This is a genomic window from Trinickia terrae (assembly GCF_005144415.1).
In the GTDB taxonomy this organism is placed as follows: Bacteria; Pseudomonadota; Gammaproteobacteria; order Burkholderiales; family Burkholderiaceae; genus Trinickia_A; species Trinickia_A terrae.
On record NZ_SWJE01000006.1, the window covers coordinates 55,858 to 82,782 of the forward strand.

Annotated in this window: 22 protein-coding genes and 1 pseudogene; 10 read left to right on the top strand and 13 right to left on the bottom strand. The window is 65.3% G+C overall.

Features of this window, described 5'->3' with window-relative positions; all coding sequences use genetic code 11:
* Window positions 1-13: 13 nt before the first annotated feature.
* Genes FAZ69_RS13055 through FAZ69_RS34335 form a run of 3 tightly spaced genes read left to right on the top strand, consistent with a single transcriptional unit; the run spans window position 14 to window position 2,428 of the window.
* A complete protein-coding gene (locus FAZ69_RS13055; RefSeq protein ID WP_136895069.1) occupies window positions 14-1,312 on the top strand; it encodes an NAD(P)/FAD-dependent oxidoreductase in 1,299 nt (432 codons plus the stop codon).
* Between the two features lie 47 nt (window positions 1,313-1,359).
* Entirely contained in the window at window positions 1,360-1,719 is a 360-nt protein-coding gene (locus FAZ69_RS13060; RefSeq protein ID WP_136895070.1) for a cupin domain-containing protein, read from the top strand.
* A 25-nt stretch (window positions 1,720-1,744) separates the two neighbouring features.
* Window positions 1,745-2,428: a methyl-accepting chemotaxis protein gene (locus FAZ69_RS34335; protein WP_136895072.1), complete on the top strand. Its 684-nt coding sequence runs from the start codon at window positions 1,745-1,747 to the stop codon at window positions 2,426-2,428.
* Here FAZ69_RS34335 and FAZ69_RS13070 read toward each other — a convergent pair.
* From FAZ69_RS13070 to FAZ69_RS13105, 8 genes are all read right to left on the bottom strand, one after another.
* Entirely contained in the window at window positions 2,394-3,434 is a 1,041-nt protein-coding gene (locus FAZ69_RS13070) for a helix-turn-helix domain-containing protein (protein ID WP_136895074.1), read from the bottom strand. The two genes, FAZ69_RS34335 and FAZ69_RS13070, sit on opposite strands and share 35 nt — an antisense overlap.
* Before the next feature lie 13 nt (window positions 3,435-3,447).
* Complete coding sequence (locus FAZ69_RS13075) at window positions 3,448-3,855, bottom strand: DoxX family protein (protein ID WP_136895076.1); 408 nt, start codon at window positions 3,853-3,855, stop codon at window positions 3,448-3,450.
* A 67-nt stretch (window positions 3,856-3,922) separates the two neighbouring features.
* The gene (locus tag FAZ69_RS13080; protein WP_136895078.1) at window positions 3,923-4,918 is read right to left on the bottom strand and encodes a WD40/YVTN/BNR-like repeat-containing protein; all 996 of its coding nucleotides are present in this window, start codon (window positions 4,916-4,918) and stop codon (window positions 3,923-3,925) included.
* Window positions 4,919-4,954: 36 nt separating this feature from the next.
* Complete coding sequence (locus FAZ69_RS13085) at window positions 4,955-7,315, bottom strand: efflux RND transporter permease subunit (RefSeq protein WP_136895080.1); 2,361 nt, start codon at window positions 7,313-7,315, stop codon at window positions 4,955-4,957.
* A 67-nt stretch (window positions 7,316-7,382) separates the two neighbouring features.
* A complete protein-coding gene (locus FAZ69_RS13090) occupies window positions 7,383-9,212 on the bottom strand; it encodes a DUF1302 domain-containing protein (protein WP_136895082.1) in 1,830 nt (609 codons plus the stop codon).
* 94 nt (window positions 9,213-9,306) lie between these two features.
* Window positions 9,307-10,671 carry a DUF1329 domain-containing protein gene (locus FAZ69_RS13095; protein WP_136895084.1) on the bottom strand — a complete coding sequence of 455 codons (1,365 nt, stop codon included), beginning with the start codon at window positions 10,669-10,671 and terminating at the stop codon, window positions 9,307-9,309.
* A 319-nt stretch (window positions 10,672-10,990) separates the two neighbouring features.
* Window positions 10,991-12,334, bottom strand: a complete 1,344-nt coding sequence (locus FAZ69_RS13100) for an aspartate aminotransferase family protein (RefSeq protein ID WP_136895086.1) — start codon at window positions 12,332-12,334, stop codon at window positions 10,991-10,993.
* A gap of 102 nt (window positions 12,335-12,436) precedes the next feature.
* Complete coding sequence (locus tag FAZ69_RS13105; protein ID WP_136895088.1) at window positions 12,437-13,942, bottom strand: aldehyde dehydrogenase family protein; 1,506 nt, start codon at window positions 13,940-13,942, stop codon at window positions 12,437-12,439.
* 128 nt (window positions 13,943-14,070) lie between these two features.
* Between FAZ69_RS13105 and FAZ69_RS13110 the strand changes: the two are divergent.
* Both FAZ69_RS13110 and FAZ69_RS13115 read left to right on the top strand, forming a co-directional pair.
* Window positions 14,071-14,349: pseudogene (locus FAZ69_RS13110) on the top strand (chromate resistance protein ChrB domain-containing protein); the annotation flags it as partial.
* A gap of 9 nt (window positions 14,350-14,358) precedes the next feature.
* Window positions 14,359-15,600: an MFS transporter gene (locus FAZ69_RS13115; RefSeq protein WP_136895092.1), complete on the top strand. Its 1,242-nt coding sequence runs from the start codon at window positions 14,359-14,361 to the stop codon at window positions 15,598-15,600.
* Between the two features lie 218 nt (window positions 15,601-15,818).
* On the opposite strand, the gene FAZ69_RS13120 is transcribed toward FAZ69_RS13115, so the two are convergent.
* Window positions 15,819-16,133: a VOC family protein gene (locus tag FAZ69_RS13120; protein WP_136895094.1), complete on the bottom strand. Its 315-nt coding sequence runs from the start codon at window positions 16,131-16,133 to the stop codon at window positions 15,819-15,821.
* A 133-nt stretch (window positions 16,134-16,266) separates the two neighbouring features.
* Window positions 16,267-17,232, bottom strand: a complete 966-nt coding sequence (locus tag FAZ69_RS13125) for a helix-turn-helix domain-containing protein (RefSeq protein WP_136895096.1) — start codon at window positions 17,230-17,232, stop codon at window positions 16,267-16,269.
* A 55-nt stretch (window positions 17,233-17,287) separates the two neighbouring features.
* Here FAZ69_RS13125 and FAZ69_RS33245 point away from each other — a divergent pair, with 55 nt between their 5' ends.
* Window positions 17,288-17,455: a hypothetical protein gene (locus FAZ69_RS33245; RefSeq protein ID WP_169708629.1), complete on the top strand. Its 168-nt coding sequence runs from the start codon at window positions 17,288-17,290 to the stop codon at window positions 17,453-17,455.
* A gap of 72 nt (window positions 17,456-17,527) precedes the next feature.
* Here FAZ69_RS33245 and FAZ69_RS13130 read toward each other — a convergent pair whose 3' ends face one another.
* Window positions 17,528-18,412: a hypothetical protein gene (locus tag FAZ69_RS13130; RefSeq protein ID WP_136895098.1), complete on the bottom strand. Its 885-nt coding sequence runs from the start codon at window positions 18,410-18,412 to the stop codon at window positions 17,528-17,530.
* Window positions 18,413-18,659: 247 nt separating this feature from the next.
* Here FAZ69_RS13130 and FAZ69_RS13135 point away from each other — a divergent pair, with 247 nt between their 5' ends.
* The gene (locus FAZ69_RS13135) at window positions 18,660-21,227 is read left to right on the top strand and encodes a sensor domain-containing protein (protein ID WP_169708630.1); all 2,568 of its coding nucleotides are present in this window, start codon (window positions 18,660-18,662) and stop codon (window positions 21,225-21,227) included.
* A gap of 101 nt (window positions 21,228-21,328) precedes the next feature.
* Complete coding sequence (locus FAZ69_RS13140; protein ID WP_136895102.1) at window positions 21,329-22,030, top strand: lysozyme inhibitor LprI family protein; 702 nt, start codon at window positions 21,329-21,331, stop codon at window positions 22,028-22,030.
* A gap of 84 nt (window positions 22,031-22,114) precedes the next feature.
* Here FAZ69_RS13140 and FAZ69_RS13145 read toward each other — a convergent pair whose 3' ends face one another.
* Complete coding sequence (locus FAZ69_RS13145) at window positions 22,115-23,014, bottom strand: LysR family transcriptional regulator (protein ID WP_136895104.1); 900 nt, start codon at window positions 23,012-23,014, stop codon at window positions 22,115-22,117.
* A 115-nt stretch (window positions 23,015-23,129) separates the two neighbouring features.
* On the opposite strand from FAZ69_RS13145, the gene FAZ69_RS13150 reads away from it, so the two are divergent.
* Both FAZ69_RS13150 and FAZ69_RS13155 read left to right on the top strand, forming a co-directional pair.
* The gene (locus FAZ69_RS13150) at window positions 23,130-24,605 is read left to right on the top strand and encodes a M20 family metallopeptidase (RefSeq protein ID WP_136895106.1); all 1,476 of its coding nucleotides are present in this window, start codon (window positions 23,130-23,132) and stop codon (window positions 24,603-24,605) included.
* Between the two features lie 16 nt (window positions 24,606-24,621).
* Entirely contained in the window at window positions 24,622-25,932 is a 1,311-nt protein-coding gene (locus FAZ69_RS13155; protein WP_136895108.1) for an MFS transporter, read from the top strand.
* Here FAZ69_RS13155 and FAZ69_RS13160 read toward each other — a convergent pair.
* On the bottom strand, window positions 25,914-26,825 hold the full coding sequence (locus FAZ69_RS13160) for a LysR family transcriptional regulator (RefSeq protein ID WP_136895110.1): 912 nt from the start codon (window positions 26,823-26,825) through the stop codon (window positions 25,914-25,916). The genes FAZ69_RS13155 and FAZ69_RS13160 overlap by 19 nt on opposite strands.
* Between the last annotated feature and the right edge of the window lie 100 nt (window positions 26,826-26,925).

A 26,925-nucleotide genomic window follows, 5' to 3' on the forward strand; every position in this document is an offset into this window, starting at 1 on the left:
AAACTCTCGCAAGATGAACAAGCTCGACTCCCTCACCTACTACGCGGCGACGAAGAAATACGACTTGCGCTTCCCGACGCTCACCGAAGACATCGACGCCGACGTGGTCGTGATCGGCGGCGGCTTCTCGGGGATCAACACTTCGCTCGAGCTGGCCGAGCACGGCATCAAGAACATCGTCGTGCTCGAAGCGAAGCACCTCGGCTACGGCGGCACGGGACGCAACGGCGGCCAGATCATGGCCGGCATCGGACACGATCTCGACGCCATCGCCAAGCACGTCGGCGAGGAAGGTCTCAAGGAGATCTTCAAGATCAGCAACCTCGGCGCCGGCATCATCCGCGACCGCATCGCGAAGTACGGCATCGATGCGGACTTCCGCAACGGCTACGCCTATCTCGGCTTCAACAGCCGCCAGGAAAAGACGCTGCGCGCCTGGGAAGCGAGCTTCAAGTCCGTCGATCCCGATACCGACATCCAGCTCTACACGGGCAAGGAAGTCCAGAAGGTCGTAGGCTCCGACGTCTACGACAGCGCGCTGCTGCACATGGGCGGCGGCCACGTCCATTCGCTGAACCTGCTGCTCGGCGAAGCCAAGGCACTCACGGGCCACGGCGCGCGGATCTACGAAAACAGCCCCGTGCTCAGCGTCGAGTACGGCGAGCGCGTGGTCGTGCGCACCGCGATGGGCTCCGTGCGCGCCCCGAAAATGCTGTGGGCCTGCAACGGTTTCCTGAACGGCCTGGAGCCTTCGATCTACAAGAAAACCGTCAACACCTACGCGTTCCAGCTCTGCACCGAGCCGCTTTCCGACGAGCTGATCGAGCGCATCAGTCCGATACGCGGCGCGTACAGCGACATCCGCCCGATCATCGACTACTACCGCGTGACCAACGAGAACCGCCTGCTGTTCGGCAGCGCAACCGCCCTGCTCGACTACATCCCGAGCGATCTGAAAGCCTGGAATCGCAGCCTGATGCTGAAGGTGTTTCCGTATCTCGAGGACGTCAAGATCGATCTCGCCTGGGGCGGGCCGCTGTGCTGCGGCGCGAACCTGTTTCCGCAGATCGGCTCGCTCGAAGCGCATCCGAACGTGTTCTACGTGCAGGCCTATGCGGGCTTCGGCGTCACGCCGAGCCACATCGTGTGCAAGGTGCTCGCCGAAGGCATGACCGAAGGCTCGGCGCGCTACGACTTGCTGAGCTCCGTGCCGCACGTCGACATCTTCGCGAAGGACCAGCTACGCGCGGTGATGACGACCGCGGGCAAGGCATGGAATCAGTTGAGCGGGTATTGGAAAGGCCGCCGCTAAGGGCAAATTCAGCGCAATTTCGCAACCGACCAAAGGAGTCGACATCTATGCATAGCATCAAACTGGGCACGTTTCCGCACGAACTCGACGCATGGGGCACCGTCGCCGACCTGGGCTCCACGATCGTCGAGGGCGAAGTGAAGGCCTTCGGCAAGATTCACTTCGGCACGCCCGCCTCGCCCGTCAGCGCCGGCTATTTCGCCTGCACGAAGGGCAAGTTCAACATGACCTACCCGTTCAGCGAGCAGGCGACCGTCGTCGAAGGCGAATGCATCCTGCGCGACGAGCACACGGGGCAGACTGTTCACTACAAGGTCGGCGACAGCTGGTTCATCGAGAAAGGCACGCCGATCGCCTGGGAGATCCTCTCGGAGCGCTTCACGAAGCACTATTTCGCGGTGGTCTGAGCGCCGCTCGCCGAGGCTCGAAGCCATGCGCACGCGCCAAACCCACGCCCCGCAGCCGCTCGACGGCGAGTTGTCGATCTTCCAGAGCATCACGGGCCGGATGCAAGGCTTCCTGTACCGGCAGCTCAACGACGCGGATTTCACGGTGATCTACGCGACGCCGTCGATCCGCAACGTGACGGGCTACCCGCTCGAGGATTTTCTCGGCAACGCCATACGCACGCTGCCTTCGCTGACGGAGCCGGAGGACGAGGCCTACGTGCTCGACATCGTGCAGGACGCCCTGCGCAAGCACGAACGCTGGACCGTCGACTACCGGATCAGGACCGCGAGCCGTGGCGCGCTGTGGGTTCGGGAAATGGGCGGAGGCGTGTTCGGGGACGACGGCGAGCTGCTGTTTCTCGAAGGGCTCGTGATCGAAGTGCAGGGGGAACGCGCGGCGCGGCTCGCCTCCGAGAAGCGCCTGCGTGCGATGACGGCGGCCACCGGCACGATCCTCGAAGACGTCGACGACATCCTGAAGGCCATTCGCGCGTTGTCGATCCTGTCGTTCAACGCGCGGGTCGAGGCGGCCCGCGCGGGCAACACCGGCCTCGGCTTCGCGGTGGTGGCGGCGGAAATGAAGCGGCTTGCCGACGATACCGACAAGCTCGCGAAGCAGATCTCGACGCACGTCAAGACGGTGCGTCAGACGATGGCGGACGAGTGACACGGTTGTTTGCATGGCGTCGCAACGTCACGGAAGGCAGCTCGCCGAACATGCGGCGATAGTCCTCTCGAAAGTGCGACGGATGCCAGAACCCCCATTGCGCGGCAATATCGCCCACGCCCAGCGAGGGCGCCTGCCGCGATTTCAAGGCACGCCGCGCACCGTTCAAGCGGACGGCTTTCAAATACGCGAGCGGCGCCACGCCGAGCACGTCTTCGAAGCAATACTGGAGCGTGCGGCGCGACACGCTGATTTCCTTGCAGAGCGCGCCGATCGTGATCGGGTCGGCGGCGTGCGCGTGGATGAACGCCATCGCGCGATCGACCACGCGCCGCCGCGCGATCCAGACCGGCCGCGCCGCGGCTGCGCTATCGCGTCCACGGCGCGACAGCGCGACGAGCGCGGATTGCAGCTCATCGAGTGCAGCCACGGCGAGTGCTGCTTGGGGCGCTTGCAGCGTTTGCGCGCCGGGTGCGTCATCGGCTGGGTACGCCGCAAACGTCTCCAGCATGCGCTCGATCAGAAGCCGTAGCCCGACAGTCGCCGCCCTGTCCGCGCAGACGACACGCGAACCCGGCACCGACGTGCGCGCGGCAGCCGCCGCCGGCGCATCGAGCCCGAGCTCGGCAAGGCGCGCGACCGGCAGTACGAACCCCACCGTGCGCATCACCCGGGCCGTGCGGAAATCGAGCTCATCCCCTTCGCTCAATCTCATCAATTCGCCGCCCGCGAGCGGGCTGCCGCAAAACACGGCGCGACCGCTCACCTCGGCGGCGATCGCGAAGCCGCACGCATCGGCGCGAATCCGGCCCGCCTCGTGAATCGACTGGTTCGTGTGCTCGCAATAGACCTGCACGTCGCCCAACGACACTTCGACGAACTTGCCGTGAAAGCGCCCGGCGCTCAGTTGATCGAAGCGCTGCTCGAAGAGCGTGAGGCCACGCGCGAGGTCGTCGACATCGTCGGTTTCAAAGCGCGTGACGAGGCAGGGAAGCGCGGTATCCACCGCAGACGCTCGATTACGCCGGCTTGCGCGCGCCCTTGAGGGCAAACGCGCCGTCGCCGAGCAGGAATAGCACGATCAGCGAGATCATCCAGAACGCCGGGTATTCCCAGCCGCCATCCTTGTTGGTGAAGAGCCAGCCGTTCGCCGCATGCACCGTGACAATCGCGCCGGCGAGGTCCAGGGCCAGCGGAATCGCGAAATAGCGCGCATGCCATCCGGCGATCAGCGCGATCCCGCCCACCAGCTCCAGCACGATCACCGCGTAGGCGAGCGCCCCGGGCAGGCCCAGCGAGGCGAAGAACTCGACGGTGCCGGGAATCGTGAAGACAAAGATCTTGAGCAGGGCGTGGGCGATGAACAATACGCCAAGACTCACACGCAGCAAAAGCGCGGCATACGGCGCGGAATTTTCGCGAATCATGAGGAAATCCTATCGAGAATGGTCGTGGAGAAACGGCACGCGTTTGGCGTGCCGATGAAACGATCGATCAGTTGGTATTCAAAATGCCGTCGCTGGTATTCAGAATGCCGTCTTTCGAAAACAAAACCGGCGCCCCGGCGCCCGGCACGATCAGCGTCGTCAACTCCGCGCGATCGTTGCGCTCGTGAGCCGTGAAGCGCCCGGCATCCGTCGTGCCGCTGATCACGAAGCCTTCGAGGCCGACGCCGAGCACGCGGTTGCCCACTGCGACGAGGTCCGTGATCGACCCGTTCGCGCCCGAGTCGACGGCCGTCCAGGTATCGCCGCCGTCGCGGCTGCGGTACAAGTGGCCGAGCAGGCCGCCGACGAAGATCGAGCCGTCCTCGGCTGCCGTGCCAGTCCACAGGCTGCCCTTGTTGCCGGTGTTGCGATACTCCCAGGTCCCGCCGTCGTCGCGCGAGCGCAGCACGGTGCCCTTTTCCGCGGCGATGTAGAGCGCGCCGGAACGGTCGGCGAAGATCCGGAACAGGTTCCGGTCGGCCTTGCCGCCGCCCGGCGGAGGCGGAAGCTTTGCCACGTTCCAGGTGTGGCCGCCGTCGTCCGTCGAGAGCAGCAGCGACCAGAGGCCGGCGGCCCAGCCGTGCTGGGCGTCCTTGAAGTACACGGAGAAGAGCGGCTGGTCGATCGAGGTGTCGGAGCGCTGCAGCGTCCATGTTTCGCCGCCGTCGGCCGTAGCGAGAATCACGCCCCACTGCCCTGCGGCCCAGCCGTGCCGCGCGTCGGCGAACGAGACCGAGGTCAGCGTCGTCGAGGCGGGCACCTGCTTCGCCTGCCGGTAGCTGCGCCCACCGTCGTCCGAGAGCAGCACGATGCCGTGCTCCCCGACCGCCACGATGCGCGAGCCCGCATGCGTCGCATCGAGCATCATCGAGTGCGTCGGCTCGGTCCAGGCGTGCGCCGGCGTGATCGGCAGCGCCGCAGGCGCGCCGCCGCCGGCTTGCGCGAAACCGTTCGTGCAGCAGAGCACGCCCAGGACGGCAGCGGCAATTGCGTTCTTGATCATTGCGAGACCTTTCCAGTTGCGTTCGTCTTTTCCAGCTCAGTGACTGAGCAGCCCCGGCGCCCTTGCCGGCTTGCGCCGCGGGAACACCCGCTCGAGCACCACCGCGAGCGCGGGCAGCGCCGTCATCGCCATCACGAGGTTCACGATGAACATGAAGGCAAGCAGCTTGCCCATGTCGGCCTGGAACTTGAGCGCCGAGAAGCTCCAGGTCGCGACGCCGATCGCGAGCGTGATCGCCGTGAAGATCGTCGCCACGCCCACTTCGAGCATCGCGTGCTCGACGGCCTTCACGATCGGCTGCCCGTTGGCGAGATGCAGCTGCAGGCGGTTGTAGATATAGAACGCGTAGTCGACGCCGATCCCCACCGCCAGCACCATCACCGGCAGCGTCGCGACGGTCAGGCCGATCTGCAGCTCCTTCATGAACCAATAGCCGATGAAGGTCGCCACCGTCAGCGGCGCGCAGCAGGCCACCATCGCGCGCAAGTCGCGATAGGCGAGGAACACCAAGATCAGGATCGCCGCGTAGACGTAGAGCATCATCGGCAGCTCGCTTTGCGCGACTTCGTCGTTGATCGCGGCGAGCACGCCGGCGTTGCCCGCGGCGAGCCGGATCGTCACGCCGTCGAGACGATGCGAGGCGCGATACTGCTTGACGTCGCCGAGAATGCGATTGATCGTCGTCGCCTTGTGGTCGGTCAGGAACAGGTGGGTGGCGGTCATGCCGCAGTCCTTGCTCATGTAGCCCTTCACGCGGCCGAGATCCGCCGAGATGCCGCCGTAGTTGCCCGAATCGATCGGCACCACGTTCATCTTCGGGTTGCCCTCGTTGTAGCCCTCGTTGTAGGTGCGCAGCATCGCCGGGTACGACTGCACCGAGACCACGCCGGGCTCGCGCTGCATCAGCGACGCGAAGTCGTCTTCGAAGACGCCGACCGCCGGGTTGTCGCACGCCGCGCCCTTCGATTCGAACACCACCGTCAGCCAGTCGAGGCCGATGTCGTAGTTGCTCGCGATCGACACCGCGTCGCGGTTGAAGCGCGCGTCGGCGCGCAGCTCGGGGGCGCCGGGCTGGAGCGTGCCGATCACGCGGTCGCGGCTTTGCCAGGCCGCGAGCACGAACACCACGGCCGTCACGGCGAGCACCGCATAGGCGTTGCGCGGCTCGGCCACGCGCGCGAGCTTGCGCAGCCACGCGGAGCGGCGCTCGCGCTTGTCGAGCGCGCGGTCGGCATAGGCCTTGGTGAAATGGAAGCACGAGGCGGCCACCGGCAGCATCACCAGGTTCGTGACGATCTTGTAGCCCACGCCGAGCGACGCCGTGATCGCCAGCTCGCGCACCATCGGAATCGGGATCAGCAACAGCGTGACGAACGAGACAAATGCCGTGATGAGCGCGAGCGTGCCGGGAATCAGCAGGCCGCTGAAGCTGCGGCGCGCCGCTTCGAGCGAGCCATGCCCGTGCGAGAGCTCGCGCACGATGTAGTTGACCTGCTGCACGCCATGCGACACGCCGATCGCGAACACGAGGAACGGCACGAGCACAGCCAGGGGATCGAGCCCGAAGCCGAGCAGCTTCAACGTGCCGAACTGCCAGACGAGCGAGGTCAGCGAGCAGACGATCGGCAGCACGGTAAAGCGGATCGAATGGCTGTACCAGTAGACCGCGAGCGCCGTCAGCAGCAGCGCGACGCCGCAAAAGCCGAGCACCGCCGTCGCGCCGTCGGCGATATCGCCGATCTGCTTCGCGAAGCCGATGATCTGGATCTCGTAGCCGGCGTCTTCGAGCGGCTTGCGGATCTGGCTTTCGAGCAGCCGGTTGAACGCGACGTAATCGAGCACCTTGCCCGCGCTGTCGCGCTCGTTGAGATCGGCCGTGATCATCGCGCTGTCCTGGTTGTGCGAGACGAGCGTGCCGATGTAGCCGCCTTCGGTCGCCGCCTTGCGGATCTGCGCGACGACCGCGGGCGTCAATTGCGGAGGCGTGATGGTGCCGTCGATGACCGGATCGGCGCGAAAGCCGTCTTCGGTGATCTCGTTGACGAAGGCATTCGGCGTCCACAGCGACTGCACGCCCTGGCGGTCGACGTTGGGCAGGAACATCACGGCCTGCGTCGCCTGATAGAGGCGCGTCAGACCCTGCGGCGTCCAGATGTTGCCGTTGCGCGCGCGCACGACCACGGTGATGCGGTTGGCGCCGAACAAGTCGTTGCGATACTGCTGGAACGTCTTGATGTACTCGTGGCCGATCGGCATCTGCTTCTCGAAGCCGGCCTCCATGCGCAATTGCACGGCGAAGACGGCCATGACGACGGTGAAAATGCCGATCGCCGCCAGCACGATCGCGCGATGCCCGAAGAACAGTCTTTCGAGGCGGATGACAAAGCGATTCAACACGGCGCTTTCCTTCAAGAATGTCTGCGGTGCGCATCACTGCGCACCGGGGTCACTGCACGAAGCCGCATCAGAAATTGCGGGTGGCGAAGAGGCCCACGAAGTTCCGGTCGGCGTACGGCTGCCCGACGCCGCCATGGCCGCCGAAGAACGCCGTGAAGTTGATGCCCGCCTGCCAGACCGTCGGGTTCTGGTTGAACAGCACGTAGAAGTTCAGCGACTTCGCCCCTTGCAGGTAGTTGGCCGAGAACGTCGGCGTGTAGCCGTAAAGCGCATCGGCGAAGGTCACGCCGGGCGTCACCTGCCAGCCCGGAATCACCGTGCCGTCATAGGTCCAGTTGAAATCGATCGTCGCGCCCACCGAGCTCGCGGTCCCTTGCGCCGCGGCGATCGGATAGCCGAGGCCCGAGTTGTTGTTCAGCCACGCGTAGTAGCCCGCGGCCGGCACCTGCGTGACGCTCTGCCCGTTGATCGTGCGCGTCACGCCGCTCGAGCTCAGGCCCGGGTAGTAGATCCAGGTCAGCTCGGCCGTCAGCACCGCCGCATCGGCGCGCAGCAGCTTCAGGAACGGATACTGGCTCTGCGTGAGATTCAGCTGCCCGTTGATGTCGTACTGAAACTTCTTCTTGTCGATCCATTGCTGGCAATCGATGCCCGAGACGCCATTCGTATTCGCGTCGAGCGGACCGCCCGCGCCATAGCAGCTCGACAGCGACACGGCATCGCGCGGCCGGTACGACAGCTCGGTGCCGATCGCCCAGTCGCCGAGCGAGAAGTTCGCGCTCACGCCGAACAGTTGCCGGTTCGCGAGATACGACCACTGGTTGGTGCCGTTCGCGAGCGTGGACAGCACGGGCGCCTTGTCGGTGTAGTTCTCGTAGTAGAAACCGAGATTGACGTCGAGATTCTTCGGCCGGTAGTTGAGCTTCAGGCCGAATTGCGGCTTGTATTCGCCCGGCAATTGCACCGAGGCCGGAATGCCGATCGAGTTGTACGGCGCGCCCGCGAACTGTCCGTTGATGAGGCCTTGGTTGATGGCCGAGAGCGTTGCCGAGTTGCCCGCGTTGGAACCGGCGATGGCGCCGGCGTCCACGCCGCCCACGTTGAAGTTGGTCGAGCTGACCGTGGAGGCCACCGCCCCGCGCCCGAAATTGTTGGTCACCGACCAGAACGTGCCCACCGGCGGATAGCGGTTGCCGTTCCATTGGAACTGGTAGTAGCCCTCGGTGCTGAGGCCGTTGCCGAGGCCCGCCGCGAAGCTCAGCATCGGCGCGGGCAAGAGCGCCTGCTTGAGCTGCGTGCCTGGAATCAGCAGCTTTTGCACGTCGACGGAATTCGTCGCGTTGATGCCGTTGGCCGCGAAGTAGCTCTCGCCCCAGTTGATGACCTGGTTGCCGAGACGCACGTGCGCCGGCTCGCCGCCGAAGTTGAAGTCCTTTTCGGCCCACAGGTCGAGCAATTGCGCGCTGTAGACGACCTGCGCCGAGGCGGTGCTCGAGAGCGGCGTGCGTGCGGTGTTGCCGGCCAGGAAGTCGTACATGCCGGTGCCGCGGATCATGAACTTGTAGCCCTCGCTGGGCATCGTCAGGAGCAGCTCGCTCGTCGCACTGATGTAGGTGCTGAACGGCTGGCCCTTGCGATAGTTGAGGTCGCCCATGTCGCCGAAGCCCCACTGGTTGACGTTGGCCGCGCTGCCGCAGCCGTATGCGTTCGGGTCGCCCGTCAGCGAGCAGCTCGGGCTCTTGGTGCGAATGCCCGCGCCTCCGGTGAGATTCGTGACCCACGAGCCGGACAGGTCGCCGAGCCCCGTCGTGAAGTCGTAGCCGTAGGCGCTCGTCGACGCCGCGCCCAGCACGGCCAGCGACACCGATACCGATATACCAACCCCTGTCGTTTTCATTTCGAATCCTTCCTCTTGTCGTGGTCTCGCGCGCGAGCCTGTGCCGGCCCGCGCCGCGCCTTGTCATCCGCTCGTGCGCGGTCTGAGCGTGGTGTCACCGCTCGCTGATCGAGCGCAGGTTTTCCGCGGAGTAGTAGTTCGAAGAGAAATGCGGATCGCTCGAGGATTCGAAGTAGTGCACGTCCGTCCCGGCTCCGATCACGGTCTGGTCGTCCACATAGCGCCCATTGAGCAGGTTGTATTGGGCGAACGGCTCGATGTCGCAGGTGCCGCCCAACTCCCACAGCGGAATCGGATAGCCCTCTTTCGTCTTCCAGAGCTTGCCTTGCGCGTCGTAGTCCTCGCCGACGAGCGCGAGGTAGGTGTCCTCGTCGAGGTAGAGCACCTTCTTCTGCGAGATGTGGCGCATGCTCGACTTGAGCGTCGCTTCGAGCACGTAGACACGATGCAGCTCATAGCGGCGCGCCGACGGGTCGACCGCTTCGCTCTTGAAGACGTCGCCGACGCTCTTCCTGAAGTCGTACATGCCGAAGGCGTTGTACGGCACGTAGAGCTCTTTCTTGCCGAGGAGCTTCCAGTCGAAGCGGTCGATGTCGCCGTTGAAGAGCCACGGCTCGTCGACCGTGTACTGGTTTTCGAAGCCGATCTGCGGGGCGTCGTAGTTGTAGGAAGGCATGCGGCGCACGCGGCGCTGGCCCGGGAAGTAGTAGTAGGCCTCGGCCTGGTTGTCGGCGAAGTGGAACGTCTGCACCACGCCCTGTCCGGCCATCGCGGCCGGCGAGTCGTAGCCGTAGTAGATCGAGAACAGCGGGTCCTTCGGGCCCAGCTGATTCGCGCCCTTTGCGCCCCAGGGGAAATACTCGGTCTGGCGGCTCGTCACGGAGATCCAGTCGGTGCTGCCCGGACGCGGCGACACCATCGTGTAGACCTTGTCCCACGCGGCGCCGACACCGCGATAGCGCGTCAGGTAATTCCAGATCGCCTGCTGGCCGCTCTTGGCGCCCGGAAACGGCAGGCCGGGCAGCACGGCGTTTTGCAGGTGGTCGCCGGTCGGATCGAGCTTGCCTGCGCCCTCGCCGTTCTTCCTGGTGTTCTCCAACACCCAGTCCGGATAGCTGCAATCGCGATGGGTCGGGTAGACATCCATCCGGTAGCCCTTGACCTGCTTGATAAGCGCGACCTGGCCGGGCGAGAGCTTGTCCGCGTACTTGTCGACGTTGGCGGCGTCGATCGAGAAAAGCGCTTTTTCGTTCTTGTATTTCCAGTAGTCGCCGCGGAACTTGCCGTAGGCGTATCCCGCCTGCGGCGTATCGCGGCCCGCGAATGCGGGAATCGCGCCATCCGCGCTTGCGCCGCTTTCCGCGCCCGTCGCCGTGGTCGCCCCCGGCGATTGGGCGAGCACCACGGCAGTGATCGCGGTCAGCGCGGCGAAGACGCCTGCTTGGGCCAGTCGTTTCATCTCTCCAACTCCTTGTCAGCGTGCCTTCCGTTATGGACTCCGGATCAACCAAGATTCAGGTGCGGCATGCGATTGCCTCCCTTGGGGCTGAGTGTTCACGCTAGTGACAAGCCCCTATGCTTCCTGGCTTCCTTGACGACCAATTTAGAGATAACAAAAAGAACGCTTTAGCCGAAATTGGCAAACGGAACAGGCCGGCGCGGCGATGATCTTCAGTGCTGCATTCGCACAAAATCCGCAGACGAAAAAAAGCCCTTGCGGCTTTGCGTGAAGCCGCAAGGGCAAGGAGAATCCGCCGCCCTGCAGGCGGCAGAGACGCTTACTTTTTGAAAGGCACCTTCTCGAAGCCCGCCGACAACCCTTCGACGAGCACATCGATCTGCTCACGCTCGATCACGAGCGGCGGCGACAGGATGATCTTGGTCCCCACGGGCCGCACGATCACGCCGGCCTCGCGTGCGACTTCGGCCACCGCGTTCGCGTAGCCCGAAGCCGGATCGACAGGCTCGCGCGTGATGCGATCGGAAACGAGATCGAGCGCCACCATCAGCCCCTTGCCGCGCACTTCGCCTACCGCTTCGAAGCGCGACGGGAAATCCCGCAATTGCTCGAGCAGATAGTCTCCCTGGCGCTTCGCATTGGCGGGCAAGTCCTCGTCGGCGACGATCTTCAGGTTCGCGAGCGCCGCCGCGCAGGCGACCGGATGCCCGGCATACGTGTAGCCGTGCATGATCGCGCCGGAGAAGTCGCTGTTCTCGGCGAACGCCGCTTCGATGCGCGCATTGACGACCGTCGCCCCGAGCGGCACGTACCCCGACGAAATCCCTTTCGCGAGACACATGATGTCGGGCTTCACGCCCCAGCCACGGCTGCCGAACATGCTGCCCGAGCGGCCGAAACCGGTGACGATCTCATCGGCGATCAGGAGCACGCCGTACTTGTCGCAGATCTCGCGCACGAGCGGCCAGTAGTTCGCCGGCGGCACGATCACGCCGCCCGCTCCCTGGATCGGCTCGGCGATGAAAGCGGCCACCGTATCGGGGCTTTGGAAGACGATCTCCCTCTCGAGCATGGCCGCGCAGATGCGGCCCAGCTCCTCGGGATCCTGCGTGAACGGATTGCGGTATGGCCACGGCGTCTCGACATGAAAGCAGCCCGGCAGGTTCGGCTCGTAGTTGCGCCGGAACACCGTGTTGCCGTTCACCGACGCGCCGCCGAAGTGCGTACCGTGATAGCCCTGCTTGAGCGAAATGAACTTGGTGCGGTCGGGCTGGCCCTTGAGGCGCCAGTACTGGCGCGCGAGCTTGAGCGCGGTCTCGACGGCGTCCGAGCCGCCCGAGCTGTAGACGACGCGCCGCATCCCCTCCGGCTCGAGCATGCCCGCGAGCACCGTCGACAGCTCCTCGGCGCGCGGATGCGAGATGCCGTCGAAGAGCTGAAAGTACTCGAGCTCGTCGAGCTGGCGGACGATCGCGTCCTTCACTTCCTTGCGGTTGTGGCCGACGTTCACGTTCCACAGGCCGGCAACGCCGTCGACGAGCTTGCGCCCGTGGTCGTCGAACACATAGCAGCCTTCGCCGCGCACGATCCGTATCGGCTCGCGCGTCTTCATCTCGTTCGGGTGCAGCATCGGGTGCCAGAAACGGGCTTCGCGATAACTCATAGTGGACTCCTTCTTTCAAGTCTCGAGACGCCGCCAGGGCAGCGGCGCCTTGCATGCCAACGCCGGTACCGGGTATACCAACGGCGGTACCGGGTATGCCAATCAATGCGCGATGCAGACCGACTTCACTTCGGTGAAGCCGTCGATGGCCTGGCGGCCGAACTCGCGGCCGATGCCCGATTGCTTGAAGCCGCCGAACGGCAGGCTCGGGTCGAGCGGGATGTGGCAGTTGACCCAGACCGTGCCCGCCTCGATCTCGGGGATCAGGTTCAGCGCGGCCTTCAGGTCGTTGGTCCAGAGGCTCGCCGTGAGCCCGTACGGCGTATCGTTCGCCATGCGGATCGCTTCGTTTGTGTCGTCGAACGGCACTGCTGCGAGCACCGGCCCGAAGATCTCCTCGCGCACGACGGCCGCATCCTGGCCGACGCCCGTCATCACCGTCGGCTTCACGTAGAAGCCGTCCAGCTCGGGCGTGCCGCCGCCGCACAGCAGCGTCGCGCCTTCGGCGCGGCCGCGCTCGATGTAGCGCGCCACCGAGTCGCGATGCTTCGCCGACACGAGCGGATTGATCTGCGCCGCGGGATCCAGGCCCGGCCCGAGCGTCATCGAATCCGCCGCCGCGGCCAGCGCTTCGGTGACCTGCTGGAAACGGCTGCGGTGCACGTAGAGGCGCGAAGCCGCGGCACACACCTGCCCCTGGTTGAAAAACGCGCCCGCCATCACGCCTTGCACGACCTGCTCGACGTCGACGTCCGCCAGCATCACGATCGGGTTCTTGCCGCCCAGCTCGAGCGAAAAGCGCGTCATGTTCTGCACGGCCGCCGTGCCGACGAGCTTGCCCGTGCGCGTGGAGCCCGTGAACGAGATCTTGTTGACGAGCGGATGCTTGACGAGCGCATCGCCCGCCTCCGCGCCGCCCGTGACGACGTTGAACACGCCCGGCGGCACGCCCGCCTCACAGGCGATCTGCGCGAGCAGGAGCGCCGTCAGCGGCGTTTCGGGCGACGGCTTGATGACGATCGAGCAGCCGCTCGCTAGCGCCGGAATCAGCTTCCAGACGGCGATCATCAGCGGGAAATTCCACGGCACGATGCCGGCCACGACGCCGACCGGCTCGCGCCGCGTGTATGCGGTATACCGTGTACCGGGCGGAAACGGGATCGATACGTCCATCGTCTCGCCCGTGATCTTGGTCGCCCAGCCCGCCATGTAGCGCATGTATTCGACCGTCGCGCCCACCTCCACCGCGCGGGCGATGTTGATGGACTTGCCCTGGTTGAGCGTCTCGAGCTGCGCGAAGGTTTCGCCGTGCGCCTCGAGCGCGTCGGCGAGCTTCAGCAGGATGCGCTCGCGGTCCGCGGGGCGCAGCTTGCGCCAGACACCGCTTGCGAACGCGCACGCGGCGCTCGTGACGGCGGCGTCGATATCGGCCGCGTTCGCGTCGGCCACTTGCGCGAGACGCCGGCCCGTCGCCGGATTGAACACGTCGAGCCGCGCGGACGATTGCGAGGCGCGCCAGCCGCCGTCGATAAAGAGACCATGCTCGCGCGCCGCGAAAGACGCCACCTCGTCGCTCACCGCGACCGTTGCATTGCTTTGGCTTTCCATATGCTCCTCGTTCTCTCTGTGCCGCTCTTGCCGGCCAAGCGGGCACGGCGGTCGGGCCAATATAGGGAGCGTGGGAAAGCGCCGTTAGCCCAAATCGGCAACACGGTGGGCATAGGTGTGCGAGGGCTGACGTGCCGGATGTTGAACCGGGTCACCACGGCGAGCTTTGCAGCTTTGATGCCTTTCTGCGAAAGTATCAATTTGATGACGCTGCATTGTGCCGAGTGGCACAGATCGTCGGCGGCGCCGGCACTGGGCACCTCGGCCTTACGCCGGAGTCAGCAGGCGTGTGCGCAGTCTCTATTGGCATTTCGCGTACCTTCGCAGACGACCATGAGCAGTTGCGCTACGGCATGGTGGTCTACGACGCGATGTACGTGTCGTGCAAGGCCGAAGCCGATACCTGAGTATCAGCAATGATGCCCGCCCGAGGTCCACTATCGACATTGTTTCTGCCGGCGGGCGTTGACCAAAGCGCGTGGCTGCTTCTGGTCGCACGGAGCCTGCGTGGATTTTGCGACGGCTTCATCGCCGTGCTGCTGCCTGCGTATCTGCTGGCCCTCGGCTTCGGGCAGCTGACGGTCGGTCTGATCAGCACCGCGACGCTGGTCGGATCCGCCATTGCGACGATTCTGGTGGGCCTGTTGGGCAACCGCTATCCCCAGCGTGCGCTGCTGCTCTTCGCAGCAAGCCTGATGACTGCCACTGGCCTTGGATTCGCCAGCCTGTCGTCGCTATGGCCGCTGCTCGTGGTCGCCTTCGCCGGTACGCTAAACCCGAGCTCAGGCGACGTCAGCTTGTTTCTGCCGCTCGAGCACGCGCGCCTTGCCGAATCGGCGGAGTCCGATGCCCGAACGGCGCTTTTCGCCCGCTACAGCCTCATGGGTGCGTTGTCGGCTGCATTGGGCGCGCTGCTCGCCGGGTTACCGGACTGGATCGCCGTGCATTCCCGCGTTGCTGTGCTTCCCACCATGCGTGCGATGTTTATCTTCTACGCGATGACGGGTTTCTTCATTTGCCTCCTGTATCTGCGTCTACCCAAGCGCGAGTCACGCGCCGCTACCGTCCGGGCGCCGCTCGGTCCGTCGCGCGGGATCGTCACCCGCCTCGCGCTGTTTTTCAGCGTGGACGCGTTTGCCGGCGGGCTGCTCGTCAACTCGCTACTGACGCTATGGCTGATCCAGCGATTTGGGCTTTCACTCACTGCGGCCGGACGGTTCTTCTTCTGGGCAGGCCTGCTGAGCGCAGGTTCACAGCTGACTGCAGCACACATCGCCCGCAGGATCGGCCTGCTCAACACGATGGTGTTCACCCACATTCCGTCAAGTGTGTGCCTGATCGCCGCCGCCTTCACGCCTTCATTGCCCATGACGCTGGTGTTGCTGCTTCTGCGCAGCGCACTGTCGCAACTCGACGTACCAACCCGAAGTGCCTACGTGATGGCCGTTGTCACGCCCCCCGAGCGGCCGGCCGCGGCAAGCTTTACTGCGGTGCCCCGCAGCCTCGCAGCCGCCGTCGCACCGACGATCGCCGGCGGATTGCTTGGTGCTGGCTGGCTCGGTGCACCATTGATCGCATGCGGTGCGCTCAAGATCGCCTACGATCTTGCCCTGCTCGTCGCATTCCGTCACATCAGGCCGGACCGAGGGTCATCATGAATCACATTTTTCCATGCGACAGTTCTTTTTTTCACTACCTTTACGCGCCATCCCCTACGCTGAAACCGAGCTGAAACCGCAGGACATCCCGCTTTGCCTATCATGGCGCCCACCGTCCTGGCGAGCAGACCGGCACCATCGCTTGGAGGGACCGGCGGAGAGTTTCCTGTCACCGCCCAACTGACTTTTATTTCGGTGTGTACATGATCGAGCGATGGTCAGCGGCCAACCGGCACGCCATAAGTGCCGACAATCCGAGCGTCCTGCTCTTTGGCCGAAAACAACTCCCACTCAAGCCCGTTCACATCGACATTGCTCGAATAACCTTCTACCGCATCATCCTCAAACCCGACGTGCCGCAACTGCCCCGCCTGCCCGGGTTTCTCATTGATCGAGAAGTTGAGAAGATCGGTGCGCCACATCGCATACTGGCCTGGCACGACTGCAGCCGGCGGCTGCCCGAGGCGGCGGCTATAGTCCGCAATCGATTCATCAAGGTTTGCAACAGCCAGTGCAATGTGAAAACGCTTCATGATGGGCTCCGTATTGTCGTTTGATTTGAAAGCCCGCCCATCGTAATCAAGGCACATCGACACAACCAGTTCAGCGACTATCCTGGTATCGCTATTACCCGATTCTTGGCAGCCGGCAAAAGCCCCGCCGTGCTCAATGAACCGTCGACGCAAGCGCCCCGTCGAACCGCCGCGTATCGGAAGGCAGCTCCCCGAACAGCGACTTGTAGTCAGCCGTGAAATGGCTCAGATGGAAGAAGCCGAAACGCGCCGCCGCATCGCCGATCGACAGCGCCGCACGTGGCGAGCTCATCAGCGCACGCCGCACCTCGGCGAGCCGGATCGCGCGCAGGTAGCCGAGCGGCGTCATGTTCGCGACCTGCTGGAAGCTGTTCTGCAGCGTGCGGCGGCTCACGCGCAGGATGCGGCACAGGTCGAGCACCGTGACGGGCTCCGCGCCGCCCGCCAGCACGAGCTCGCGGCTCTTGCGCACGAGATCGCAGCGCACTGCGTCGGTGAGGTCGGTACGGCGGTTGGCGTCTTCGTCGGTCAACACATCGAGCAGGATGCCGAGCATCGTGTGCCGGAACATCTTCTGCGCGTGCGGGGACGAGAACATCGCCTCGTTTTGCGTCGCTGCGGAAAACGAGGCTGCGAGGCTCTGCGCAGCATTGGCGTAGGTCTGCGGATCGGGCGACAGTTGCGGGCCGCGCCACTTGTGCATCGACCACGCCGACTGCATGCACTCGAGCAGCTCGGCGAGCTCGCCGGCATCGACCGTCAGGATCAGCGTATCCATGCCTTCGGCGACATGGAACACGAAATCCTCGCGGCTCGTGAGCGCGTGCAGCGAGTGCTGCTGGAATTTACGCCCCTGCAGCGTGGTATCGCCCGGCACCTGCAGCGGCACGGCGAAGCTCACCGCCCCTTGCGGCGCAGCGCCGTACTGCGCCACACGCTGCGTGAACACCTCGCGAAACACATGCAGGCGCTCGACCGCAACCTGCGCCAGCGAGCATTGGATACGGCCCGGCGTGATCTGATAGTAAGACTGATCCCAACCCGGCAGCGCATTGGCGTGGAGTTGCGCGTCGTTGAAACGGGCGAATTGAACCGCCATCCTGAATCACCGTTGAACCGGCCAACGCGCCATCGGGGAGCGCAAAGCCGACAAATTGAGCACCGAGCACGCCAACGCACCAGCGTTGTGCGAAAAAACGGATTCTGCCGCAAAACAAAGGGCAATGATCGCGAAGGTGCAATATCCGCGCCCAGCCGGCAATTGGTGTAAATCCGGTTTTTTTCTCGATGTCGATTTTCAGCTTCGCTTGAAAGCAAAATGACAAGTTCGCTTTCAAATGCGCGCCCTGCCGTGAGCGAAGCCGGGCGCGCCGACGATCAGCTTGTCATCCGCGTCAGAACGAATATCCGATGCCGATCAGATACAGCTGCTCCGTGGTCTTGGAATCCGGCTCGTAGTAGCCCCCGACCGTGTTCGACATGCCGTAGTTGAAGCGCGTGACCTGGTAGCTGGCGTTGATGTGCAGACGCTTGGTCACCGCATAGTCGAGGCCGAGCATCCCCGTCACGACCGGTTTGGCGCCGAGGTTGAAGGTTCCGCTGACAATGCTTGCCGTCATCTTCGCGCCGAAGGTCCGGCCCACGCTGATATCGGCGCTGCCGACGAGCCGCGGCGTGAACGCGTACTGCCCGATGAGGCCGGCGCTGACGGTCTGGTGGCGATAGTGCTCGTAGTAGCCGTATTGAGTGTCGCTGCTGTCGCGAACCCAGCTGTGATAGCCGTAGGCGATGTACGGGACCAATTGCGCGTTGCCGAACGGCGAAATCGAAAACGCGCGGCCGAGCTTGATCGAGACATCCGCGGTCTTGTCGTGCGTCGTGCTCTGGTAGGGATACAGGTTGCCGAGCGAGTCCTCCAGGTAGCCGTCGTAGGCCGTCGTGCCGGCGGCATAGCTGACCGCCGCGCTCAGGTAGACGTTCGTCAGGCCCAGCACGGAACCCTGCCTTACCGCGGCGATGCGATACGCGAGCTGCGTGCCGGTTTCCGAGTCGAGCGGGTTCACCGTGGCGGTCGATTCCGTGTAATCGAGCCGATGGCCGCCGATCGAAACGCTGAGCTGGTTGTTGGCACTCAGAAGCGCATCGGCGCCCGGCGCTGCGTCGGCGTGGGCCGGGCATGCTGCCGCGGCAAGACACAGCGCGGCAAGACAAAACGGGAGATCAAGACGTCGCTCGACGGCGGAAGATTGATGGGAGATTCGTTTCAGTGATGCGCTCATACGCGTGATATCGACCTCGGGTAAACACGTGGCGCAATTTTTCCATGGCGCCGCGACGAAAACGCGGCCTCCGTTTGGATAACTACTTACCTTCTCTATCGGCAATTAAGAAATGGGGAACACGCGGAACATCGCCGCGCAATCGCCCACAGAAAAATCAGGACATCCCTACACGCCTCCCCCTGTACTGCCTCGACGCCTGAGCCGTATACATGTCGATAAGGTAAATAAAGCAGACGACCCATCCATGCGCAGGACCGTCCGGCAATTTCTACTGTGGCTAAAAATCCGCCGCTATCGACACGCTTCCGAACGAGGTTTCTCCTACCTTGCCGAAAACGCCTCGCTGTACGTCTGCCGCTACGATCGCCATAGCCGCTTTCTCTACGTGAGCCCGAGCATGGCCGAAGCGTTGCACGTCGCCACGGACGACCTCGTCGGGCAGATTGCGACCCCCAAGCGCTATCCCGACGGCCGCTTCGACGTCTACCATCAAGCGCTTGCGCAGATTCTCGCCACCGGCGAGCCGATGGAATTCGAGCTCACCATGCCGTCAGCCGACGGCCGCACGATGATTCATCACGTGCGGCTCGTGCCCGAGCGCGACTGGCGAGGACGGCTGGCGGGCGCGCTGTGCATCGGCCGCGACATCACCGAGACCAAGCTCGTGGAAAGGTCGCTGCGCGCACAAGAGGGGGAGTTTCGCTTGCTGGCGGAAAGCTCCCCCGACAACATCGTCCGCTACGACCGCGACTGCCGCATCATCTTCGCGAACCGCAACCTGATGCAGCGCGTGAACGTGCCCGTGGCGCCGATCGTCGGGCAGCGCTCGCACGACATCAGCTGGGGCAACGAGCTCGATGCGGAAAAACGCCGCTATCGCGAGACGCTCGAGCGCGTGATCCGCACGGGCGAAGCGGAAACCGTCGAAGTCCTGATCGGCGCGCCCGACTCGGCGGAGCCGCGCCTGCACCACATCAAGATGGTGGCCGAGCGCGACGAGAACCAGCAGATCAAAGGCGCGCTCGTGTACGGCCGCGACATCACCGAGCGCAAACGCATGGAGGAGCTCCTGGCCGCGCGCGAGCGCGAGTTCCGCTCGCTCGCCGAGAACCTGCCCGACATCATCGTCCGCTTCGATCGCGAAGGCCGCCGCACCTACGTCAACGGCGCCCACGAACGCTTCACCGGCAAGCCGCCGGAAACGTTCCTCGGCAAGACGGTGCTGGGAATTTCCGCGTTCTCGAGCGATCCGCAGATGTACCACGCGGAGGTCCGGCAGGCCATCGAGACCGGCAAGGAGGCCGACGTCGAATGGAAAGCGCGCGGGCGGGACGGCATCCAGCGCATCTTCCACACGCGGCTGCGCCCCGAGCTCGGCGCCGACGGCAGCGTGGCGAGCCTGCTCGCCGTCGCGCGCGACATGACCGAAGTCTACGAATACCGCAGCAAGATCCATCAGCTCGCGTACTTCGATGCACTGACCGGGCTCGCCAATCGCACGCAGTTCAACGAGTGCATCTCGCAAGCGCTGCAGGAGGCCGGCCGGCAAGGTTGCCGGGTCGGCGTGCTGATGATGGATCTCGACCGCTTCAAGACGATCAACGATACGCTCGGCCACCTCGCAGGCGACCAGCTGCTGTGCGAAGTGGCGCGGCGGCTGGAGGCGAGCGTGCGCGCCGCGGGCACGGTGGCCCGCCTCGGCGGCGACGAGTTCATCGTCGTCGTGCCCCAGGTGCAGGAGACCGCGGAGCTCCAAGGCATCGCCGGCCGCGTGCTTGCGGCCGTGGCCGCTCCGGTGCAGATCGACGGCCGCGAGCTCGTGGTCCAGGCGAGCGTCGGCATCTCTGTCTATCCCGACCACGGCGACGCCACCGAGCAGCTCGTGCGCTATGCCGACAGCGCGCTCTATCGCGCCAAGGAGGCCGGGCGCAACAACGTGCAGTTCTACACACGCGATATCACCGACCGCGCCGCCGAACGCCTGCGCCTCGAAGCGGACCTGCGCTGCGGCATCGCACACGACGCGCTCGACGTCCACTACCAGCCCAAGATCGACCTCGCGACCGGCCGTATCGTCGGCGCGGAAGCGCTGTTGCGCTGGCTGCACCCCGAGCGCGGCTGGATACCGCCGTCGCAATTCATCGGCATCGCCGAGGAGACCGGCCTCATCGTGCCGCTCGCCGAGCAGGTGATGCGCAAGGCGTGCGGCGTCGCCACCCGCTGGAATGCACGCGGAGAAGAAGCGCGGCACATCGCCGTCAACTTGTCGCCGAGTCAGTTTCACGTGAGCCACCTGCCGGGCGTCGTGCAGCAGGTCCTGCAGGAAACGGGCTGCCGGCCCGATTGGCTCGAGCTCGAGATCACCGAGGGGCTGCTGCTCGTCAATCACGCCGCGACGCTCGGCACGCTGAACGCACTGAGCCAGATGGGCGTGCGCATCGCCATCGACGATTTCGGCACCGGCTACTCGGCGCTCAGCTATCTCACGCGCTTCCCCATCGCCACGCTGAAGATCGACCGCTCGTTCACGCAGCCGACGAGCGGATCGCAGAAAAACCGCGTGCTCGTGGAAGCCATCGTCGCGATGGCTCACGGCGTGGGGCTCGAAGTGGTGGCCGAGGGCGTCGAGACGCGGGAGCTGGCCGAGTGGCTTGCGGGCATCGGCTGCGACATGGGCCAGGGCTATCTATGGTCCGGCGCGATTCCCGCGCACGCCCTGCTCGCGATGGAAACACATGCGCGCGGCGGTCCGGCCGCCGGCCTCCATGACGCCGCTGCGGCGCAATCTTACGGGCTTCGCAAGAGTTGGTAAGACCTCTCCAAAACTCTCCACAGATTGAGGCTTTCGGCCGGCGTGCCGAGGCTTAATCTCACTGCCGTCGGATACCGACGCGCAACCTCCCCTCGACGGGCATGCCGCCCTGCGCGTCGCTCCGCCCTTGGGCTTATCAACGAGAGGTTGCTATGGTCGCTAACCACGACAAAGTCTCAGTCCGTCTGCTCCGGCGCAAAACCGCGTCGCTTTTGCTGGCGCTCCTCGCAGCGGGCGCGATGGCGCCCAGCGCGTTCGCCGTGAGCTTTCGATGTCCGCACAACGGATCGGCCTCCGAAAAGCTGATCTGCAGCGATCCGGACCTGTCGTCGCTCGACGACAAGCTCGCCATCGTCTATCGGCACGCCAAAGACGCCGCCCCCTCCGCCGAGGCGATCGAAGCCGACCGCGTCGCGCAATGGCAATGGCGTCAGCACAACTGCAAGGACAAGGCGTGCGTCGAGGAGTGGTATCAGCGCCGCATCAAAGAATTGGAAGCCGATTTCGCGCACGGACGAAGCGCCGCGGCGACGAGCCTGGCCGCGAACATGGCGGAGCAGAACATCGTCCCGGAGGCGCGGCCGGCCGTCGTCGAGATCAAGGGGCTGGGCCAGGCGATGAGCGAGTCTCCCGCCGACACCAGCTCGCATGACAGCAGCTCGAATGACAGCGCGAAGCCGGCAGCCTGCAAGTCCAAGGCCGGCCCGGACAACTGCTTCGCGTCGAGCGCCCATGCGGCCGTGCTCAATCTGGAGAAGAGCGCCCCGGAGAAAGCCGCCGTGACGACGGAAGCCAAGAAGTAACGGTATGACAAGCGAGCGCGCATGACATAAAGGGCGCGCGTCGCGCCCTTTATGTCACAACCCCGGCGCCTCGACGCGCCCCTGTCACAGCGTCGCCTGCGACACCGCCGCCTTCAATCGCTCCAGCACGCCCTTGATCGCCGGCGACAGGCGCCGCTCGCGCATCGTCATCACCCATAGGATCCGCTGGTTGAGGACGGGCTCGTCGATGCGCTTGGCGATCAACGAATGATCTTCGAGCCCGACCAGCGAGAGCGCGCTGCCGAGCGTGATCGCGCCCGCGAGCGAAGCGAACGCGTGCAGCACACTCGAATTGTTGCTGCTCAAGACGGGCTCGATCGCGAGGCCCCGCGCCGAGCAGCACCAGTCGAACAACTGGCGCGCCGTCGTGCCGCGCTCGAGCAGCACGAGCGGATAGGCCTTGAGATCTTCCAGGGCCAGCACATCCTTCGCCGCCAGTGGATGCGCAGGCGCCAGCAGCGCGCAGACCGGCATCTCCATGCTCTGCTCCACCCGCACTCTGGTCGCATCGCCCGTCGCGAACGCGATGCCGATATCGACTTCGCCCATCTCCACCCAATGCTCGACTTGCGCCGGCGTGCCCGAGCGCAAGACGAAGCGGACCTGCGGCGCGCTCGCGTAGTGATCGGCCATCACGCGCGGCAGGAACGCGCGCGTGAAGCCTTCCGTGCAGCCGAGCTTCACGACGCCTCCGCCGAGCGCTCGCGCCGCCGACATCTCGCCCAGCACCGCGTCGCTTTCGAGCAGCGAGCGGCGCGCGTGCGCGGCCAGCAACTCGCCCGACTCGGTGAGCACCATCCCGCGCGGCAGCCGCTCGAAGAGCGGCGTGCCCACTTCCTGCTCCAGCTTGCTGATCTGGCGGCTGATCGCGGATACCGCGACATGCAGGTTTTCCGAGGCCGCCGCCAGCGACCCGGTGCGCGCCACCTCGACGAAATAGCGCAAAGCGATCCCATGCAACACGCGCGTTCCTCCTGCGTTGCCAAATCGGCAAGGCCAAGTGCCATTTTTGAAATTGTTGCGAAATTATGACCCACCTAGACTCGCCTCACGTTCCATTCGCAATCCAGGAGTTTTTGTGAACGCAACCCGCTCAACCCGCTCAACCCGCCAGCTCGCCATCGACCAGGCGCAGCAGGCCTACGATTCAGGCGCATTCTTCAGCGACCTGCAGCGCCGCGTCGCGCTGCGCACGGAGAGCCAGAACCCCGCGCAGGCCGATGCGCTCCTCGCCTACCTCAGCGACGAAATCGCGCCGACGCTCACGCGCCTCGGCTTCACGAGCCGCATCGTGGCGAACCCGTCGGCCGGGCGCGCGCCCTTGCTCGTGGCCGAACGCATCGAGGACGCGTCCCTGCCGACGGTGCTCACCTACGGCCACGGCGACGTCGTCCGCGGCTACGACGGCCAATGGCGCGCCGGCCTCGCGCCCTGGTCGCTCTCGATCGACGGCGACCGCTGGTACGGCCGCGGCTCGGCCGACAACAAGGGCCAGCACTCGGTCAATTTCGCCGCGCTCGCCGCCGTGCTCGCCGCACGCGACGGCAAGCTCGGCTACAACGTGAAGGTCATTTTCGAAACCGGCGAGGAGATCGGCTCGCCGGGCCTAGGCGAGGTCTGCGCGGCCGAACGCGAGGCGCTCGCGGCCGACGTATTCATTGCTTCCGACGGTCCGCGCGTATCGGCGGAGCGGCCGACGGTGTTCCTCGGCTCGCGCGGCGGCGCGACGTTCGAATTGCTGGTGGAGCTGCGCGAAGGCGGCCACCACTCAGGCAATTGGGGCGGCGCGCTGCGCAACCCGGCGATCGTGCTCTCGCATGCGATCGCGAGCCTCGTGGACCGCAACGGCGCGATCCTGGTCGAGGGACTGCGCCCGCCTCCGGTCCCGGAGACAGTGCGCCGCGCGCTCGCCGACATCGAGCTCGGCGGTGACGAGAACGCCCCCGCGATCGATCCGGGCTGGGGCGAGCCCGGCCTCACGCCGACCGAGCGCGTGATCGCCTGGAACACGCTCGAAGTGCTCGCGTTCAAGGCCGGCAATCCGGACGCGCCCGTCAACGCGATTCCGCCGTCGGCGAAAGCGACGTGCCAGCTGCGTTTTGTCGTCGGCACGGAGCGCGAGCGCATCGGCGAGCATCTCGAAGCGCATTTCGCGCGCCTCGGGTTCCATGAAGTGAAGGTCAAGGTCACGCATGTCTCGGCGGCGACGCGGCTCGATCCCGACGACGTCTGGGTCCACTGGGCGCTCGCATCGCTGCATGCGACGACCGGCAAGCAACCGGCGCTTCTGCCCAACCTGGGCGGTACGGTGCCGAACGACGTCTTCTCCGAAACGCTCGGCCTGCCGACACTCTGGGTGCCCCACTCCTATCCCGCCTGCGCGCAGCACGCACCGAACGAGCACCTGCTCGGTTCGGTCGCCCGCGAAGCGCTCGGCGTGATGGCGGGCCTCTGGTGGGATCTCGGCGAAGACGCCCGCGCCGTCATCGCCTCGCGCAACGCCCGGCGCGCCGCCGCGCCGCATCCATCGAATCCCTCCACCGCACTGCTCTAGCCACGCGAGCCCGCCCATGTCCACCGAAGCCACGCAAGCCGCCTCAGCCACGCACACGAAACCACCCCTCACGCTCGTCCAAATCGTCGTCGCCACCTCGGTGGGCAACGCGCTCGAGTGGTTCGACATCGCGATCTACGCGTTCTTCGCGGTGTACATCGGCAAGCAGTTCTTTCCGGCGTCGAACGAAATGGCGTCGATGCTGCTCACGTTCGGCACATTCGGCGCATCGTATCTGGTGCGGCCGCTGGGCGGCATGGTGCTGGGCGCGTATGCCGACCGGCGCGGGCGCAAGGCCGCGCTGATGGCGTCGGTCAGCCTGATGATGCTCGGCACGGCCATGATCGCACTGATGCCGGGCTATGCGCGCATCGGCTTGCTCGCGCCCGTCGGCGTATTCGTGGCGCGGCTCATCCAGGGCTTCTCGGCGGGCGGCGAGTTCGGCGCGTCGACGGCGATGCTCGTCGAGCATGCGCCGCACCGGCGCGGTTTCGTCGCGAGCTGGCAGTTCGCGACGCAAGGCCTCGCCACGCTGCTGGCCGCGACGTTCGGCTTCGCGCTCGCGCAGCTGCTGCCGGCCGCCGCGCTCGCCGATTGGGGCTGGCGCGTGCCGTTCTTCTGCGGGCTGCTGATCGGCCCCGTCGGCTTGTACCTGCGAGGCTTCCTCGAAGACGCGCCCGGCTTCACGGACGAGGTCCGCACGCAAACGCCGGTGCGCGAAGTGTTCGCGCGTCAGAAGCGCATGCTCGCGGTGTCGATTGGCGCGCTGACGGTGTCGACGTCGGTCCAATACCTGCTGCAATACATCCCGACCTTCGCGATGCGCGAGCTGCACCTGCCGGCCGCCATGGGCTTTGCCGCGACGATGGTGAGCGGCGTGATCCTGACGCTCGTCACGCCTTTCGCGGGGCATCTGTCCGACCGCATCGGGCGCCGCAAGCAGATGGCGGCTGTCGCGGCCCTGTTCGTGCTCACCGCCTATCCGGCGTTTTCCTACACCGTCACCCACATCTCGACGTTCGCGCTGTTCGCGCTCTGCGGCTGGTTCGCGCTGCTCAAGGCGATCTATTTCGGCGCGCTGCCTGCGCTGATGTCGGAGGTCTTTCCGCCGGCCACGCGCTCGACGGGCCTCTCGATCGGCTACAACGTCGGCGTGACGATCTTCGGCGGCTTCACGCCGGCGATCGTCACCGCGCTCTTGAGCGTCACCGGCGACAAGAGCGCGCCGAGCCTCTATCTGATCCTGACCGCAACGATCAGCCTCGGCGCACTGGCGTCGATGAGCCGGATCAAGATCGCGGCGAACGGCTATCCCAACCAGGCCTGATCGATCCGCGCGAAGTGCTTGCGCAGCCACTCGACGAACGCTTGCGTACGAGGGGCGGCGAAGGTCCGGCTCGGGTACAGGACAGATACCGGCCGCGGCGCCGGCCGATGCGCGGCGAGCACTTCGACCAAGGCGCCGCGCGCCAGATACTCGCTCACCGCAACACCCGGCGCCTGGATGATGCCGAAGCCGGCGACGCCGCATTGCACGTACGCCTTGGACTCGTTGACGCGGATAGCGGCGCGGCAGTGGCAGGCCTTGTCCTCGCCATCCACCGAGAACCGCCAGGGCTGCGGCCGATTGCTGAACCCGGACAGGAATTGCACGCCGCGGTGCGCCTGCAGATCGCCGACAGACGCCGGCTCGCCATGCTCCCGCAAATACTCGGGCGACGCGCACGTCACCATGACGGCCGAGCCGACCTTGCGCGCCACCATGCTCGAATCGGGCAGATCGCCGATGCGCAGCGCACAGTCGACGCCCTCGGCCACGAGATCGACCGTGCGATCGGTCACGCCGAGTATCAGGTCGAGCTCCGGATAAGACCGGCTGAACCGCTTCAAGCCATCCATGAAGCTCAGTTGCGCGAAGGCCGCGGGAATATCGACGCGAAGCCGTCCGCGTGGCGTGGCTCCCTGGCTGCCGAACATCGTGGTGGCATCCGCGATATTCCCCAGGATCTCTTCGACGCGCTCGTAAAACTTCTCGCCTTCCGCGGTCAGGTTGACCTTGCGCGTCGTGCGGTGAAAGAGGCGCGCACCCAGGGTGGCCTCGAGCTCCTTGATGACCAGCGTCACTTGCGGACGTCCCAGCTCCATCGCGTCCGCGACTTTCGTAAAGCTCCCCAGCTCCGCGAGCTTGGCGAACACCTTCATCGACTGCAGCAACTCCATGAGGTCCTCTTTTGATCTTGGAAGCGCAACGTCTTTGCGACGCGCGATTGTTTCTCCGCACGATAACAGTCTAGTTTCGCCCGCCGAATTTATCCGCCGC